Annotated in this window: 15 protein-coding genes; 7 read left to right on the forward strand and 8 right to left on the reverse strand. The window is 59.5% G+C overall.

The window, feature by feature from the left end:
• Positions 1-104 precede the first annotated feature (104 nt).
• Positions 105-1,268, reverse strand: coding sequence for a sugar diacid recognition domain-containing protein (locus B5F39_RS00515; RefSeq protein WP_158095877.1), 1,164 nt, complete (start codon positions 1,266-1,268; stop codon positions 105-107).
• Positions 1,269-1,460: 192 nt separating this feature from the next.
• On the opposite strand from B5F39_RS00515, the gene B5F39_RS00520 reads away from it, so the two are divergent.
• The 6 genes from B5F39_RS00520 (at position 1,461) to B5F39_RS00545 (ending at position 7,155) form a co-directional block, all read left to right on the forward strand.
• Positions 1,461-2,750 (forward strand): glycine/sarcosine/betaine reductase component B subunit, encoded by a 1,290-nt coding sequence (locus tag B5F39_RS00520; RefSeq protein ID WP_087362886.1) that lies wholly within the window; start codon positions 1,461-1,463, stop codon positions 2,748-2,750.
• A gap of 13 nt (positions 2,751-2,763) precedes the next feature.
• A complete protein-coding gene (locus B5F39_RS00525; protein ID WP_087362887.1) occupies positions 2,764-4,089 on the forward strand; it encodes a glycine/betaine/sarcosine/D-proline family reductase selenoprotein B in 1,326 nt (441 codons plus the stop codon).
• 141 nt (positions 4,090-4,230) lie between these two features.
• Positions 4,231-4,620: a GrdX family protein gene (locus tag B5F39_RS00530; protein ID WP_087362888.1), complete on the forward strand. Its 390-nt coding sequence runs from the start codon at positions 4,231-4,233 to the stop codon at positions 4,618-4,620.
• Between the two features lie 105 nt (positions 4,621-4,725).
• Positions 4,726-5,049 carry a thioredoxin family protein gene (locus B5F39_RS00535; protein WP_087362889.1) on the forward strand — a complete coding sequence of 108 codons (324 nt, stop codon included), beginning with the start codon at positions 4,726-4,728 and terminating at the stop codon, positions 5,047-5,049.
• Positions 5,050-5,135: 86 nt separating this feature from the next.
• Positions 5,136-5,612 carry a glycine/sarcosine/betaine reductase complex selenoprotein A gene (grdA, locus tag B5F39_RS00540; protein ID WP_087362890.1) on the forward strand — a complete coding sequence of 159 codons (477 nt, stop codon included), beginning with the start codon at positions 5,136-5,138 and terminating at the stop codon, positions 5,610-5,612.
• A gap of 262 nt (positions 5,613-5,874) precedes the next feature.
• Entirely contained in the window at positions 5,875-7,155 is a 1,281-nt protein-coding gene (locus B5F39_RS00545) for a hypothetical protein (RefSeq protein WP_087362891.1), read from the forward strand.
• Positions 7,156-7,234: 79 nt separating this feature from the next.
• Here the strand turns inward: B5F39_RS00545 and B5F39_RS00550 are convergent, their stop codons facing one another.
• The 6 genes from B5F39_RS00550 to B5F39_RS00575 are packed head-to-tail and all read right to left on the reverse strand — an operon-like array spanning position 7,235 to position 12,322.
• A complete protein-coding gene (locus B5F39_RS00550; protein WP_087362892.1) occupies positions 7,235-7,963 on the reverse strand; it encodes a papain-like cysteine protease family protein in 729 nt (242 codons plus the stop codon).
• A 2-nt stretch (positions 7,964-7,965) separates the two neighbouring features.
• Positions 7,966-8,577 (reverse strand): hypothetical protein, encoded by a 612-nt coding sequence (locus B5F39_RS00555; protein ID WP_087362893.1) that lies wholly within the window; start codon positions 8,575-8,577, stop codon positions 7,966-7,968.
• A 2-nt stretch (positions 8,578-8,579) separates the two neighbouring features.
• Complete coding sequence (locus B5F39_RS00560) at positions 8,580-9,050, reverse strand: type II secretion system protein (protein ID WP_143330603.1); 471 nt, start codon at positions 9,048-9,050, stop codon at positions 8,580-8,582.
• Positions 9,043-9,468 (reverse strand): thioesterase family protein, encoded by a 426-nt coding sequence (locus B5F39_RS00565; RefSeq protein ID WP_087362895.1) that lies wholly within the window; start codon positions 9,466-9,468, stop codon positions 9,043-9,045. Before B5F39_RS00565 ends, B5F39_RS00560 begins: the two co-directional genes overlap by 8 nt.
• Positions 9,469-9,488: 20 nt before the next feature.
• Positions 9,489-11,405: a TetM/TetW/TetO/TetS family tetracycline resistance ribosomal protection protein gene (locus tag B5F39_RS00570; RefSeq protein ID WP_204244996.1), complete on the reverse strand. Its 1,917-nt coding sequence runs from the start codon at positions 11,403-11,405 to the stop codon at positions 9,489-9,491.
• The gene (locus B5F39_RS00575; RefSeq protein ID WP_087362896.1) at positions 11,393-12,322 is read right to left on the reverse strand and encodes a nitroreductase family protein; all 930 of its coding nucleotides are present in this window, start codon (positions 12,320-12,322) and stop codon (positions 11,393-11,395) included. The genes B5F39_RS00570 and B5F39_RS00575 overlap by 13 nt, the downstream gene beginning before the upstream one ends.
• A gap of 64 nt (positions 12,323-12,386) precedes the next feature.
• Between B5F39_RS00575 and B5F39_RS00580 the strand changes: the two genes are divergently transcribed.
• Positions 12,387-13,925 carry a serpin family protein gene (locus tag B5F39_RS00580; RefSeq protein ID WP_087362897.1) on the forward strand — a complete coding sequence of 513 codons (1,539 nt, stop codon included), beginning with the start codon at positions 12,387-12,389 and terminating at the stop codon, positions 13,923-13,925.
• Positions 13,926-14,202: 277 nt separating this feature from the next.
• On the opposite strand, the gene B5F39_RS00585 is transcribed toward B5F39_RS00580, so the two are convergent.
• The gene (locus tag B5F39_RS00585; protein ID WP_087362898.1) at positions 14,203-15,654 is read right to left on the reverse strand and encodes a sodium/proline symporter; all 1,452 of its coding nucleotides are present in this window, start codon (positions 15,652-15,654) and stop codon (positions 14,203-14,205) included.
• Between the last annotated feature and the right edge of the window lie 464 nt (positions 15,655-16,118).

Genomic DNA, 16,118 nt, shown 5'->3' on the forward strand with positions numbered 1-16,118 from the left:
CCGAAAAATTCCGCCGCGCGCACAAAAAACGCCGCGTCCCGCGACGCGGCGCAACGGCCCGCTGTTTACGTGAATATGTAGCGGCGCGCCGCGCCGCCTGAAATTCAGCCCTGATTCTCCTCGCTTATGTTCTTCAGCACGAAGGCGGCCCAGAGCTCGAAGGCGTCCTTGAAGTTCCACGGATCCTTGCCGGTAAGCGCGCGTATCTTCTTGAGCCTGTACTGAAGGCTGTTGCGGTGCATCGAAAGGCGCTCGGCGACCTCGCCGCTGGCGAACGGCGACTCGCACCAGCCGAGGAAGGTGTCGCGCATCTCCTCATAGTCGCTGCGCCCCTCGAGCCCCGCGAGCGTGCGGTGCGCGAACTCCTCGCGCTTCCCGACGGGGAGCATGTCGAGCAGCGCCTCGCTCGTCAGATTGCGCGCCGATATGACGCCGTTCATCTTCAGCAGCCCGCCGAGGCGCATCGCGTCGCGCGCAGAGCGCAGCGAAATGGCGAGGCCGTTCATGTCGTTCGCGGGAAAGCCGATGGCGACGTCCACCGTTATCCCCTTCGCCTCTAGGTTCTCGACAAGGCTCTTCGCAGTGTTTTCTATGTTCAATGTGACGTCGTCGTTCGTCCCCGGCCTGTGCGGAGTGACGAAGACCGTGACGCGCCTGTTCCTCTGCGGGCATATTACGTTGCGCGGATGTGAAAAGGCAGAGCGCAGCTCGCGCACCATCACCTGATAGGCGTTCTCGCTGGACTCGTCCTTCCACGACTTCATCTCAGCTATGACGACGCTCTTGCAGCGCGACAGCGTGACGCCGAGCTCCTTGCCTTGCATGTTGATGAGCTCGCTCATGCCCTGCGAGCCGTCGTAGGACGCGACGTTCTCAACAAGGTCGCGCAGCGCGCGCTCGCGTATCAGGTTCGACTCGAGGAACGCCTGCTCGCGCAGCATTATCTCAGCCTGCTTCTGTACGAGCAGGCCGAAACGCTCGACCTCTTCGGGAATGCCTGAGATGGAAACGGAGCCGATGACCTTGCCGAAAAACTGTATTGGCAGAGTATAGCCGGGATAGACGCCAGGCATCTTCTTCGCCTCCTCGCGGTCGGTGACGCTTGGTTTGTTCTCCTGCATCACCTTTATGGAAGGCTCGTGAAAGGTCCCGACCCTCTTGCGCACGTTGCAGCCGATGACGATGCCGTTCTCGTCCGTGACGAGAACCCCTCGTCCTATGACTTCGCTCGTGCTTTCAGCTATCCTTTGCGCCATCTTTTTGAACATGGAAAACACTCCCGGGATTTTATTCAAGAGCATATTTCAACGACTATTATACATTATATTTATGTTCTTAGGAATAATGTATTTTGAGGCCTCCAAGGGGTAGAATGTGAATAAGAAAACAAGTGGGTTCGTCCCGCTCGATTTCCCGCATCAAAGTACCGTTCATTTATATCTAACAAGGAGGAATGCAGCATGCGCTTGGAATTGCATAAGGTCCATATCAAGGGACTAGCCTTTGCAGAAACAACACATGTGGAAAACGGCGTTCTCTATGTGAACAAGGCCGAAGCGGAAGCCCTCATCGCCGAGGACAGAAACTTCAAAGAGGTCAGCATAGACTTCGCCTGCCCCGGAGACAAGACGAGGATCATCCCGGTAAAGGATGCCGTCGAGCCCCGCGTCAAGAGAGGAAAGGGCAACTACTTCCCCGGCTTCATGGCCCCGATGGGCAAGGCCGGCGAGGGACAGACGCTCGTCCTTGACGGCGCCGCCGTCATCACCTGCGGCCCGATCGTCGCCTTCCAGGAAGGCTTCATCGACATGAGCGGCCCGGGAGCTCCGTACACGCCGTTCTCCGAGACCTACAACATAGTCCTCTCGGTAGTCCCCGTCGACGACCTTGAGAAGCACCTCTACGAGACCTCGCTCCGCGAAGCGGGACTCAAGCTCGCCGTCTACCTCGCGAAGTGCGCTGACGAGCAGGGCGCGACCGCCGATGAAGTCACCGTCTTCGAGAAGGGCGACACCTTCGAAGAGAGCCAGAAGTACCCCGACCTTCCGAAGATCATCTACGTCTGCATGAACATCACACAGGGACTTCTCCACGACACCTACCTCTACGCGGCGGACCTCCGTCCCTCGCTTCCGACGCTCATTCACCCGAACGAAGTGCTCGACGGCGCAATGGTCTCCGGAAACTGCGTTTCCGGATGCGACAAGAACACGACCTGGCACCACTGCCACAACCCGATAGTCCAGGCGCTCTATGCGCGCCACGGCAAAGAGATCAACTTCCTCGGCATGGTTCCGACCCAGGAAAGCACGATCCTCGCCGGTAAGCTCCGCGCCTCCCAGCTCAACCTCTCGATAGCGCAGCAGCTCGGCGCCGACGGCGTCATCGTCTCCGAGGAAGGCTACGGCAACCCCGACACCGACCTCTGCCTCAACGCGAAGAACTTCGAGAGAGCCGGCATCAAGGCCGTCCTCGTCTCCGACGAATCGGCCGGGACCGACGGCGCGAGCCAGAGCCTTGCCGACGCCACGCCGGAACTCGACGCCTTCATCTCGACCGGAAACGTCAACGAGATGATCGAAGTTCCCGCGATGGACAAGGTCATCGGATACCCCGAGCAGATAGCCCTTCTCTCCGGCGGTGCGGAGGAAAGCCTGCGCCCGGACGGATCGATGTACGTCGAGCTCCAGTCCATCATCGCCTCCACCGCGGAAATCGGCTTCAACAAGCTCGGCTGCGAGTGGGTATAGGGAGGTAACTGAAATGACCATCAGAGTAGTACATTACATCAACCAGTTCTTCGCCAACATAGGCGGAGAAGAGAAGGCCGACCACCAGCCCGAAGTACGCGAAGGCGTAGTCGGACCCGGCCTCGGACTCCAGCAGGCCCTCGGCGAGGAAGCCCAGATAGTCGCGACGGTGATCTGCGGCGACGGTTACTACGGCGAGCATACCGAAGAAGCGCGCGCGAAGTGCCTTGAGTTCGTCAAGGCGCAGAAGCCCGATCTCTTCATCGCCGGCCCCGCCTTCAACGCCGGACGCTACGGCTTCGCCTGCGGCGACATAGCGGCCACCGTCGGCAACGAGCTAGGCATCCCGACCGTCACCTCGATGTACCACGAGAACCCCGGCGTCGAGCTCTACGCCAAGAAGGACTATCCCAACACCTACATCGTCCCCTGCGCCGACTCCGCGCGCGGCATGGGCAAAGCCCTCCCCGCGATGGCGAAGCTCGGACTCAAGCTCGCGAAGCACGAGCCGATGGGCCCCGCCCGCATCGAAGGCTACATCCACCGCGGCATGCGCAAATCCTTCTTCCATGAGAAGAGCGGAGCCGAGCGCGCGGTAGAGATGCTCCTCCACAAACTCCGCGGCGAAGAGTTCCGCACGGAGTACGAGATGCCGGTATTCAAGAAAATACCGCCGGCAGCCCCTATCAAAGACCTCAAGCACGCGACCATCGCCCTCGTCACCTCCGGCGGCATCGTCCCGAAGGGCAACCCGGACCACATCCGCGTCTCCTCGGCTGAGAGCTTCGGCGAGTACGACATATCGCAGCTCAACGACATGAACCCGGACAACTACGAGTCCATCCACGGCGGATACGACCGTCAGTGGGCCAACCTCGACCCGGACGTCGTAGTCCCGCTCGACGTGATGCGCGAACTCGAAAAAGAGGGCGTATTCGGTAAGCTCTACGACAAATTCTACACGACGACCGGAACGGGAACCGCAGTCGCTTTCGCTGAGAAGTTCGGCCAGGAGATAGGCAAGAAGCTCAAGGAAGCGGGAGTTGACGGCGTGATCCTCACCTCCACCTGAGGAACTTGCACTCGGTGCGGTGCATCGATGACAAGAGAAATTGAAAACGCTGCCGGAATCCCCGTCGTTCAGATAGCGACCATCGTCCCGATCATGCTCACGGTCGGAAGCAACAGAATCGTCCCGGGCGTAGCCATTCCGCATCCCGTCGGAGAGCCCGAGCTCGGTCCCGAAGTCGACAAGGCCGCGCGCAGAGAGCTCTGCCTGCGCGCGCTCAAGGCCATGACCACGCCTATCGAAGAACAGACCATCTTCGAGAAGAACTAACTCGCAGTACAAAGGCGGGCGGCGTTTTCGCCGCCCGTTTTTTATATCTTTGTGATTTTGCACGAATACTTCCGCAGCCTTTTGAAGTAAAATACTTTAGTCACAAACGAGGCCGTTCAGTACGGCCTTGGAGGTAATGCAATGACGGAACGAGTTTTACGCATAGTGACGAACAACCCGTGGATTGAGCGCAACGCGGCTGTGCCGTTTGAGATAACGCTCGTGGAAGGCGACCCTTTCGCGACGCTGGACAAAGCTGAAGAGCTTCTTCAGCAGGGATGGAAGCTGGTGTCCGCCCCGCTTCCTCCGAACGTTCCAATCATGCGCGGCCCGTACCGGTCGCTCGTCATAGAAAAGAACGACCGTCAGTACGACGGCGAGGGTCTCATCGCGCTCCACAAAGCGCGCGAACGTTACATAATCGAGCGCGACCATCCGAACCTTCCGGCTCCCGGAGAGGATTTCGGAATAATCGACAGGCAGATGCTCCAGCGCTCGCTTCGCGACGCGATGCTTCTTGATATGGAGTAGCGGAAAAATAAAAATCTCTATCGACTTTCCGCGGCTCAAATGATAAGATAGCGGTAAATGGAACAGGGAATATAAAGAAATAAAATCAATAGGAGGAGCAATACAATGATCGATCTTACCAAAGAAAATTACGAAGCTGAAGTAAAGCAGGAAACCGCGAAGCCGGTCGTCGTAGACTTCTGGGGCCCGCAGTGCGTCCCCTGCATGGCTCTTAAGCCGAAGTATCACGATATGGAGCACGAGTTCGGCGACAAGGTGAAGTTCACCGCGGTTGACTGCTCCACCAACAAGAGAGTCGCGATGGCCTTCCGCGTCATGGGCCTTCCGACCTTCCTCTTCTTTAAGAACGGCGAGGAAGTGAAGCGCCTCTCCAAGGAAGAGTGCACCGAAGAGTCCATCAGGGCGGCAATCGAAGAGCTCGCGAAGTAAGCGGCTTTACAAAAATCCAACAAGGCGAGAGCCGGGCGCGAAAGCGTTCGGTTTAGCAATAAATCACAACTAGGAGGCATCTGACCATGGGAAAACTCAATGGTAAGAAATTACTCCTGCTTGGTGAAAGAGACGGCGTTCCTGGGCCCGCTATGGAAGCGTGCCTTAAGGATTCCGGTGCAGAGATAGTATTCTCCGCGACGGAATGCTTTGTCTGAACCGCGGCAGGAGCAATGGACTTGCAGAACCAGCAGCGCATCAAAGACGCTGCTGAGAAGTACGGCGCCGAGAACTGCGTAGTAGTACTCGGTTCTTCGGATGCGGAAGGCGCAGAAATCTACGCCGAAACCGTAACGAACGGCGACCCGACCTTTGCAGGTCCCCTTGCTGGAGTCTCGTTGGGGCTCCCCGTGTATCACATCTTTGATCCGGTAATTCGTGCTGAGTGCGATCCCAAGGAATGGGAAGAGCAGATTTCTATGATGGAGATGGTCCTCGACCCTGAAGCACTTGCGGCGGCCGTCAAAGGAATGCGTGATCAGTACAGCAAAGTAACTCTGTAATCAATCACCAAAGGCACCAAGAAGCCCCTGACTCGCCAGGGGCTTTTTTGTTTTACATTTTCCGCAAAATAAATATTTTTATAAATTCCGCACATTGAAGTGATACAATACAGTACGTAAAAAGTGACGTGCACAGTACGCATCGTCAGGCTCACGCTGGATACAAGGCGGCTGCGCTCTTCCGCGCCCGGCGCGCGTCATTGCCGCGCCGTTATATGACAGCCGCCAGCAACGGCGGCGGATTAGGCAGGAGGTACAATGTATGTACAGGAAGATCGCGTTTTTCATATTTATGCTCACAGCTGTGTTTATGCTGCAGACCGGCAGCTGTTCCGCGGATATCATCGAGTACGGAACTCATACGGTAAAGGCATGGAGCGAGCTACAGGCGGCCGTCGATCAGGGCGGCACGATAATACTGACGGCAGACATCTCAGGCTCTTCGCAGATAACAGTATCCCAAAGGGACACCACGCTCGACCTCAACGGACATACGGTGTCGTACAGCGGCGCCGGGCCTCTTTTTAAGGTCGATACAGGCTCGCTTGTGATAAGAGACGACAACGACGGAGAGTGCGGAAAGATTCTGACAAACAGAGTAGCTATTGCGGACGCCAGCATGAAAGACCTGTTCACAATAGACAGAGGCGCATTCGACTCGGATCCCAGAAAATATGTCGTGCCTACAGAGGCAGAAAAAGAAGCGCATATAGAGACTATAACAAGCTCGGACGGACTGTGGTACGTCCGAGGCGACAAGGTGCCTTACGAGCTTTCTACAGAACCGCAGTCGCCGCTTATACTGACGGAGGGCGGCGATCCTGCCGCTATGAGGATCATGCTCGGCACCGAGAGCGGTCGGATGCTTGAGGCGAGTCAGTACAGCTTAAATGCGGTCATTAATAAGACAGACGATGCCGGCGAGGCCGGCACGGATGAAGCCGCCGAGGTCTGCTCAGCCGCTGTAGCCAGCGGAGACAACGCCGTGACGGTGACTCCGCTCGCATCTGGCCTCGCACTCTGCACAATCAGCGCGCAAATCACAGACAGCAGCAATCCGTCGTACAGAACGGAGTACGCGACAGACGTCGAGATAGCGGTCGAAAGCGGCGCGGGCTATACTCTCACCTTCTCCGCCGACACCGTATGGACCGTTCCCAACGCCCCCGCCGCAGTGACGGCGACGCTCAGAAACGCCGACGGGGAAATCGTGCCGGAAAGCGAGTATATGCTCTCCGTCGAAAACAGCATGGCGGACGACGACGACACCAAGATAGAGATAAACGGCAGCGTGATAACCGTCACGCAGACCGACGACTGGGACGCAGAAGCCGTTATATACGCGACGGCGCCGGATGGCGCCGGCGAACCGCGCACTCTCTATAAGGCGGAGACTCTCGTCATCCGCCCTGAGAGCGAGCGTCCAGCCGCGCCGTCGGGCGGCAGCGGCGGCGGGTGCAGCGCGTTCGGCGGGACGGCTGCGCTTTTCGCAGCGGCGGCACTCTTCGCCGCACTCAGACTTAAGGGCAGGAACCGTCAGTAAGAGCGCAAACACGCAAAGCGCGGCGGCACGGGGGCTGTATCGCCCCCCGTGCCGCCGCGCTTTGCATCGGTTTGTATGCTTATGCTTTGGAGGCCGCCTTCGGCCAGGCGGCTATGTACTGCTGTATTCTCTGATCCGGCGGAAGCGCGCCGTGGTCGTGCCACATGTCGAAGAATTCTTCGGCGTTCTCGACTGCGTAGCCGTCGTGGCAGTGGTCGCGCGTGTCGGAGCTGTCCATGAATATCAGCACGTCGTCCGCCGTCGTCTCCGTTCCCATCGTGTCGTAGCCTATGAGCACGCGCCAGTGCGCGCAGAGGCAGATGTTCTCGAGCATTATCGGGATGCCGGAGCGCAGCTTGCCGATCGCGTAGTCGCGGAAGTGCGCTGGCGTGTCGAATATGACGTTGTTGCGCACGGGCGCGTAAAGGCTTGACTCGACGTTCCAGCCTATGCTTTCAAAGAAACGGCATATCCCCGACGTCGGCGTGCCGCCTTCGCGCCGCTCGTTGGGCGTCGTGAGAGTCCCGCAGAGCTTAATCAGCGTATCTTCGTCGTAATGCGTCACGCCGAAATGCCAGAGTATCGTCAGCACGGCGCTCGGGCCGCAGCTGTAGCCTTTCGTCTGCTGGTAGGTCGGGTATTCGCTGATTATGGTGAGCCCTCTGTCGTTGCTGCGCATAGAGTAAAAATCAGGCGCTGCGAAGTACGGAGAGCCATCAAAAGACGAAAGCGGGCCCATTGCGGCCGCGCTCTCAGGGTCTATCTTTATCCATTCCGGTATCGGAATGCGTCTCGGTCTGTTTTTCATTTTCAGTCAGCTATAGCGCTTAGCCTCCTTTTGTCGGGGCGTTCCTGCAGAAGCGCGAGCGCGACGCTCAGTATGTGGGCGTTGTCCACCCACAGGAACGAGGCGCTAGCGATCGGCCGCTCCGGCGCGTCTGAGGGAGTAAATACAAGATTGCCGTTCACTATCCCCCATTTGAGCTTCGCCCATTCGAAAAATTCGGAGCGCTGGCTCTTAAAGAGCCCCTTGGGCCTCACCGTCAGCCCCCCGTCCGATATGGAGAAGTCTCCAAAAACGCAGCTTCCGCCTTTTTTCAGTTTTTCGAGCATTTCCGCCATGAGCCTGCACCCAGCGGCGCGCCAGAAGCGCTGCGTAAGGTGCTCGTAGAAATCCTTCTGCTTCGTCTTTATAGTAAATTCGCGCGTAGCGGTGCCGAACGTGGCTAGGTACGCCACTTTCGGGAAGATGCCGCCGCGTTTCTGGTCTATCCCCCATCGCAGACGCGTTATCGTCTTGAGAGGGAAGAGCTCTCCGCAGTAGAGGAAGCCGGCGGGGGTGATGTCGAGGCTCTTCTGAAAGGGCCACATCCCGAATTTGCAGTGAAAGTCTATTTCTTCATGCCAGCTGTTCTTTTCCACGCCTAATCCTCCAACGTTTCCTTCACGTCCGCGTAGCCCGTTCCCGACGCCGTCACTATGAGGCGTATGGACGGGTCCCTTCTTGACCTTATTATAAACGATGCCGCGGGGGTAAGAGTAAACCATTCGCCGTCGAACGTATACTCTTTAGCGAGGCTGACGCGCTCAAGGTCCGCGCGCTCCGCTGAATAAAATTCGCTTTCCAGGTCGCGTGCGCCGCCCCGCCATTCAAGCTTGAGCTCGCTAGCCTGCATACCGATAAATATCGGGATGAGCTTAAAGCCGCAATTTTCGCGCGCGGCCTCCTCCATGCGCGACATCAGCCATGATCGCAGATTCTCCGCCTCATCGCGCACGACGCGCCGCTCGTCTGGGCCCTCGGAGAAGGCGACCAGAGCCGCGCCGGAAATGACGCAGATGACGGCCGCCGCGGCGAGCAGCTCTACGAGCATGAAGCCGGCGCGTCTACTCACCTTCGCCTGCTATGGACTTCACCCAAAGGTAGAACGGATGCTCGCTCTTGTAAAGCTTCCCGGCGGCGTCGGTGCAGCCGTGTTTCGTCCAGCCCTCCGCCAGCAGTTTCCCGTTTTCCGCCAGGATCACGCGGTATTCGAATTTCACGCTGTGGCGTCTGACGTCTGTTATGCGCGCCCACAGCTCTATCTCGTCGTCGTAGCGCGCGGGGCTTTTGTAGCGGCAGTAGGCTTCTACGACGGGCAGCATCAGCCCGGCGGCTTCCCATTCGGTGTACGGGTGTCCGTATTTGCGGCAGAGCTCCGTGCGCGCTATCTCGAACCAGTCGAGGTAGTTGGCGTTGTAGACTATTTTCATCTGGTCTGTCTCGCTGTAGCGGACCCTTATCGTCGTTGCATGAGTGTATTCGGCCGACATTAAGTGAATGCTCCTTTCGCTTACGCGCCGAGCGCGCCTCTTTTGTAAAGTATGTATTTCGCCCTGTCGAGCGGCGAGACGCCGCGGTACGGCACGTCGCGCCCCTCTCCGGGCGGACATGGCGCATAGCCCGCAGGGACCGCGGAAAATGTCCCGCGTCCTCCCGTGAGCGAGGCGAGCCGCGCGGGGAAGTCCATGCTCGTCGCGAGCGGCAGCAGACCTTCCATTACAAAGTTTCCTTTTTTCACGACGGGGCTTTCGAAGCTTCCGCGCATCGCAAGTATCTCGCCTATCAGCCTGCCTCCGTACTCTTCGGGGTACGTCAGGCGGAAGGCGAGCATAGGCTCGAGCAGCTCCGTGCCGCAGTTCACCAGGCCGTCCATTATGCCCATCGGCGTCGCGAGCGCGAAGTCGAGCGGGTGCGTGTGTACCGTGTGGTGCTCGCCGTCGGTCAGCGTTATTTTCAGATCCGTGACCTCCCAGCCGCGCGGCCCCTGCCTCAGAGCCTCGGTAAGCGTCTGGCGCACCTGAGCCTGATAGCGCAAGAAAATTTTGTCGTCGGGCACTGCGCTCTCGAATACGACGCCGGAGCCTAACGGCAAAGGTTCTATTTCGAAAAGCATGACGGCCCAGCAGGGCTTGGGCATCGTGTATTCGACGAAGCCGCGCCCTTTTTTGAGCGGGCGCTCCTTGTATATGACCATCGGCTCGCCGGCGGAAACTTCCATGCCGTACCGTTCGCGCAGCGCGAGCAGCAGGGTCTCTATGCGCATCAGCCCCGTCACGCGGACGAGGAGTTCGCGCACTTCCTTTTCCCATATCACGTCGAGCAGCGGGTCCTCCGCCGAGAGCTCTTCGAGCGCCGCGACGAGCGCGGGATAGCCAGCGTCGGACTCCGGCGTCAGTTTGACGCGCAGGAGCGGGGAGGACATCCCTGCGGGCGGCGGAACGCGCGACGGGTCGCCGAACGTGTCTCCGCAGACCACGCGCGAGAGGCCGCAGACCGCGCCGACTTCACCGGCGCGCAGCGCGCCCGTGTCGCGCTCCTTCGCGCCCTGGACTTCGCGTATCTGCGTGATTTTGCCCTCCGCGCCAGACGGCGAGCATTTCACCGCGTCGCGGTTGCCGAGTTCGCCTGTGAAGAGGCGGACGTGCGCGACGCGCCCGAGCGTCGGGTTATGTTCGACTTTGAAGACCACGCCGGAGGGCGGCTCTTCGGTTTCGGGGGCGCGCGGAGCGAGCGCCGCGAGCGCGTCGAGCAGCTCCGCGACGCCCTCGCCTTTGAGCGCCGCGCCGGTCAGGTATGGGATCAATTTTCTGTCGTAAAAGCAGCCGAGCAGCAGTGAATCGAGCTCTCCGGCGGAAAAACTTTCCGAGCCCTCTTCAAGATATTTTTCGAGCGCCGCGTCGTCATGCTCAGCGAGGGCCTCGGCGAGCGCCTCGCGGTCTCCGAGCGGAAGGCGGACGGGCTTCTCGCCGGTCAGCTCAGAAATCTCGCCGAGCACGGAATCCACGTCCGCGCCTTCGCGGTCGGTCTTGTTTATGAAAAAGAGCGCCGGGACGCCCATCTTCGAGAGAGCGCGCCATATCACTTCCGTCTGGGCCTGCACGCCCTCGACGGCGGAGACCGCGACGACGGCGAAATCCATCGCGCGCGCCGCGCGTTCCGTCTCGCCGGAAAAATCGCTGTGGCCCGGCGTGTCTATGACGTATATCTTCGCGCCCTTCCACGTGAGGAAGGCCGAGGCGGCGCGCACCGAAATACCGCGGCGGCGCTCGAACTCCGTGAAATCCGTGTGAGCCGAGCCGTCGTCGACACGCCCGAGCGAGCGCACCGCGCCCGACTGAAAGAGCATCTGCTCCGTCAGCGTCGTCTTCCCCGCGTCTACGTGAGCGAGAATCCCTATCGTGAGCGGGCGGCGCTTCAGCCTATCCAATTTACGCTGACTTCTTTGCGCGGCGCGAACTGGCGGACGGGCCTCAGCGACGGCGCGCCGATCATCTGCGCCCCGCAGACGTGCTCGTCCTCGCCTATCCCTAGATACTCGCGCAGTCCTTTGAAATTGCGTATCGCCGTAGTGAGGTAGCCGCCCCAGCAGCAGCCGAGCCCCATCGCGTGGGCCGCAAGCTCCATGTAAGTCAGCGCGATAGCGCCGTCCTCCGGCCAGCCGTAACTCTTCGGCACGACCGCGACCGCGGCGTGCGGAGCGCCGCGCAGAAGCCGGTCCTCCCCTTCCTTGGCTTTCGCTATCATGCCCGCGCCCAGGATGGCTGCGCGGCTTGTCGGGTTTTTGAAAATTTCCTCGCGGAACCAGCAGAGTATGAGGTTCGTGACCTCCTTCGTCTTTTCCGGGTCCAGCGTGATTATCCAGCGGACGTTCTGGCTGTTGACCGCGGTGGGGGCCTGCCGCACGGCGTCGAGCAGCTTTTCAAAAGTCTCGCGCGGAACGGCCTCGTCCCGGAAGAAGCGGACGCTGCGGCGCGTCTTTATGAGATTCAGCCCCTCTTCCTCGCCCGGCATCTTTATCTCCGCGGCGCGTACGAGCTGCGAATCTTTCAGGAAAGAAAGCTCGTCCGCGCAGGCCGGGCACATCAGCACGCACTGGCCGCAGCCGATGCAGCGGGACTCGCGCTTACGGTCCACTTCCGGAAAGCCGGTCTCTCCGAAGCGCACGATGCCGGCCGGGCACGCTTTGACGCAGACGCCGCACTTAACGCATTTTTCCATATTTACGGTAAATAGGCTCACATTCATCCCTCCGTACAAAATCCACATTCCCGCCGTAATTGTAGCACCAAGCCGCCGTTTCTGAAAAAGCGCGCCGCGCCGACGTCCGCCGCATCTCCACGTCATTCACACAAATAAGTGTTATAATCTCGTGCCAGAACGGCTCAGGCCGAACAACGGAGGTAATGTGATGAAACGAACTGCGCTACTGGTAATGGCGATAATCGCGCTGGCCTTCGCGCCGGCGGCGTCGGCGGAGACGTCGGAACTGATCCCGCCCTTCCACTGGACATATCATTCGCTTAGCAGCCTCGCTGCGAAGGGACTCATAGACAACGAAGTAGTGCCGGGCAAGAGCGCCTACAAGCCCGAACAGGTCGTCGCGATGGTCGTAACCGCCCTCAAGCACGCGGAGCGCGACATAACGAAGCTCGGAGAGCAGGAGCTCACCGCGATGCGGCAGCTCGCCGCGGCCTACCGCCCGTACTTCAAAACGGCGGGCTACGACTACGACGCCGTGCGCGGAGACATAGAGATATGCGCGATGCGCGCGGGACTCTCCGGCGCGGACGGCGCCGGCTACACGCCCGGCGAAAAGGCCCTTACGGCTAAAGCGGCGCTCGCCGTCAACAACTTCACATTCGACCTATACAAAACGGCCGCGAAGGACAAAGCCGGCGACAACATCTTCCTCTCTCCCTACAGCGTATCGACGGCGCTCGCTATGACCTACGCCGGAGCGCGCGGCGTGACGGAAGAAGAGATGGCGCGCGCGCTGCACTTCACGCCCGACATCCACAAGGGCATGGGCGCGCTCATCGGCTCGGTGAACTCCGTGCCAGAGGAGACTGCCGTTGTGAGTACGGCGAACGCGATATGGCCGGCCAAGGGTGAAAAAATACTGCCAGAGTTCTATCAGCTCGTGCGTCTCGACTACCGCGCGGGGCTGCGCCAGCTCGACTACGCATCTAACCCAGAGGCGGCGCGCAAAACGATAAACAAATGGGTAGAGGAAAAGACCAACGACAAGATAACCGACATAATACCTGGCGGGGCCCTCACGAAGGACACGAAGATAGTGCTGACCAACGCCGTCTACTTCAAGGCTGGATGGCAGGAGGAGTTCAAAGCTTCCGACACGGCTCCGCGTCCCTTCTGGGTGAGCGCCGATAAATCCGTAAGCGTGCCGACGATGACGCGGACCGCGGACAGGCTCGGCTATGCGAAACTCGACGGCGCAGAGATGATCGACATGCCCTACAAGAACGGACGGTTCTCGATGCTGGTGCTGCTGCCCGACAAAGATTCCTCGGCGGAAGAGCTCGAAGCGCGCCTCTCGTCGGAGAACGTCGAGAAGTGGAGCGCCGCGCTGAATCCCGCGCGCGTCGAAATATTCATTCCGAAGTTCAAGCAGGAAAGCAGCTACGAGCTCAGCACGACGCTGGCGGGCCTCGGCATGGCTTCGGCCTTCACGCCGGGAGCCGCCGACTTCTCCGGCATCAGCGGAAACCGCGACTTCTGCATAAGCGGCGTACTGCACAAGACATTCGTCGAAGTTGCGGAAGAAGGCACGGAAGCCGCCGCAGCGACCGCCGTCATAGTGATGCGCGCTGCGATGCCCGCGCCGCAGGAGACCGTGGTATTCCGCGCCGACAGGCCGTTCGTCTACCTGATAAAGGACAACGAGACGAACGCGATACTCTTCATAGGCCGCTACGCGAGGCCGTAGACAAAACCGGGAAAAAACTAAGAGACCTAAGACGGAGGCCTTCATGCGGCGGCAGGCCTCCGTCTTTTAACGGCCGCCGCGCTCCGGCGCGCGCGGGCGGTAGATAAAACTTACGGACTCCGCTCCGGAAGCAGAAAACTCAATCGCGGCCGGCTTTACGCCAAAACGGTCCCGAAAGTCCTGCGGCTCGCCGCGCTAAACGAAAATCCCACGCGCTCCGACCGGCATGGCGAAAATACTGCGAGTATACTGCGGCACGGCATGGCGGCCAGAATCCCTACCTCTTCGTCAGCTCTATATGACGTTTCGCGTCTTCCGGCGCCCGGGAGAAAAGACTTACCGCCGCAGTCACGGCGGCGGAGGCTATAAACGCCGGGAACAACTCATACATGAATCCTTTCAGCGGCGGCGTGTTGTACCACGCTATCGTAACCGCGGCTCCGGCGGCCATTCCGCACAAAACGCCCCTTCCAGTAATCCACCGGCAGAAAAGCGAAAGAACAAGCGGAGGCGCGAACGACGCCCCCATAACGGCGAAAGCGTAGAGTACGAACCAGAACACTATCCTCTGATGCTGTAGCGCTATAAAAGCGCCGAAAACTCCGACCGCGGCGACAACGGCGCGTCCGGCAAGCGCGGCGCTTCTCTCCGGAAGCTTTCTGCCGAACACTCCTTCTATGATATCGAGCTGCACGGTCTGAGCCACAAGCACGATAAGCGAATCGAGCGTAGACAATATAGCGGAGAACACTGCGGCGAGGACTATACCGGCCGCCAGCGGATCCAGGCTCCGCACGACCAGCAGAGGGAAAGCGAACTCCGGGTCCGGCACCGCCGGCATCATTACGCGGCATATAACGCCGAGCAGGGTGCTGCCGCTGGTCTGTATCAGCACCCATGCCACGCCTATTACGGCGGAGGTTATGAGAGTGGCGTCGTCCCTCGCAGTAATGAAGCGCTGCAGTATATGCGGCTGCCCGAGGAGGCCCAGCCCTCCGGCCGCAAGGCCGAAAGCGAACGCCGCCCCGTCGCGTCCCTTAAGGCCGGAGGCGAACGTCAAAAGCCTCGGGTCAAGCAGATACGCGCGTTCCCAAAACGCATGCCATCCGCCTATATACGTTATAAACATCAACGGCGCGAAAAACAGCACCGCTATGATGACGGCGCCTTGGACGACGTCGGTCCAAACGACCGCGCGGTAGCCGCCCAGCAAAGTATAGAAGGCGCTTATAAAAGCCGCGGCCCAGACGGCACGGCCGTAATCCCAGCCGACGACGGCCTCGAAGGATTTCCCGGCGCTGGTGAGCTGCGCGGCCGTATAGACTACGAAAAATACTACGATGACTATCGAGGCGAAGGCGCGCAGCTTTTTCCCCTCGTCCGGAAAACGGAGCGCGAAATAATGCGGGATGGATGTGGCTCCGGTGCGCCTGGTGTACCGGCGGAGCGCCGGCGCTACAAATATATAGTTGCAGAACATACCTATCGTATAGCCGATACATATCCACATCATGGACACGCCGTAAGCGTAGGCGAAACCGACGGCTCCGGTAAAAACCCATCCGCTCGAATCGGAAGCCCCCACGCTCAACGCCGTAGGTATAGGGCCGAAATCGCGGTCCCCCAAATAGAATCCCTCGGCCGACTTGGAAAAATAACGGTTCGACGCGAGCCCTATGGCGATGAAGACCAGGAGGCAGAGGCCCGAAACATAAAGCGCCGTATTCATTCCGTTCCTGACCCTTTCTTACGCGTTTTCTCGCGTCTCATGGCGCGGCGGTAGTACAGCAGCGCGGCCGCCGACGCAAGGGCCGGGAATATGATAAACGCAAACGTGATAAAAAACGGTATTTCAGGCATATTCATGCACTGCGCATCCCTTCGTGCTTCAGCCGGCTCTCCAAGACCGGCGCGCAGCTGAATTGTAACACACTGTGATAAGATAAGGGGCAAACGCGCGCTCCCTTTGTCAAAATAACGTTGCCGCCTGGGAGTGCGGGACATGGCCGCGGGTCATCCTTATATCCCCGTTCCAAAAGAGTCTCACGGCGTCTCCGAAGGACATCTCCTGACCTCCGGGAATTTCTGCGTTCGCCGGCTATGAACTTTGTCCCCGTCTCCAAGGCTTCTTTCCTTCCGCCGCGCTCCGTACGATTATTTTTATGTTTGTATTTTTTCCTATCCAAGTCCCCG

This window comes from Cloacibacillus sp. An23, assembly GCF_002159945.1.
Classification (GTDB): Bacteria; Synergistota; Synergistia; order Synergistales; family Synergistaceae; genus Caccocola.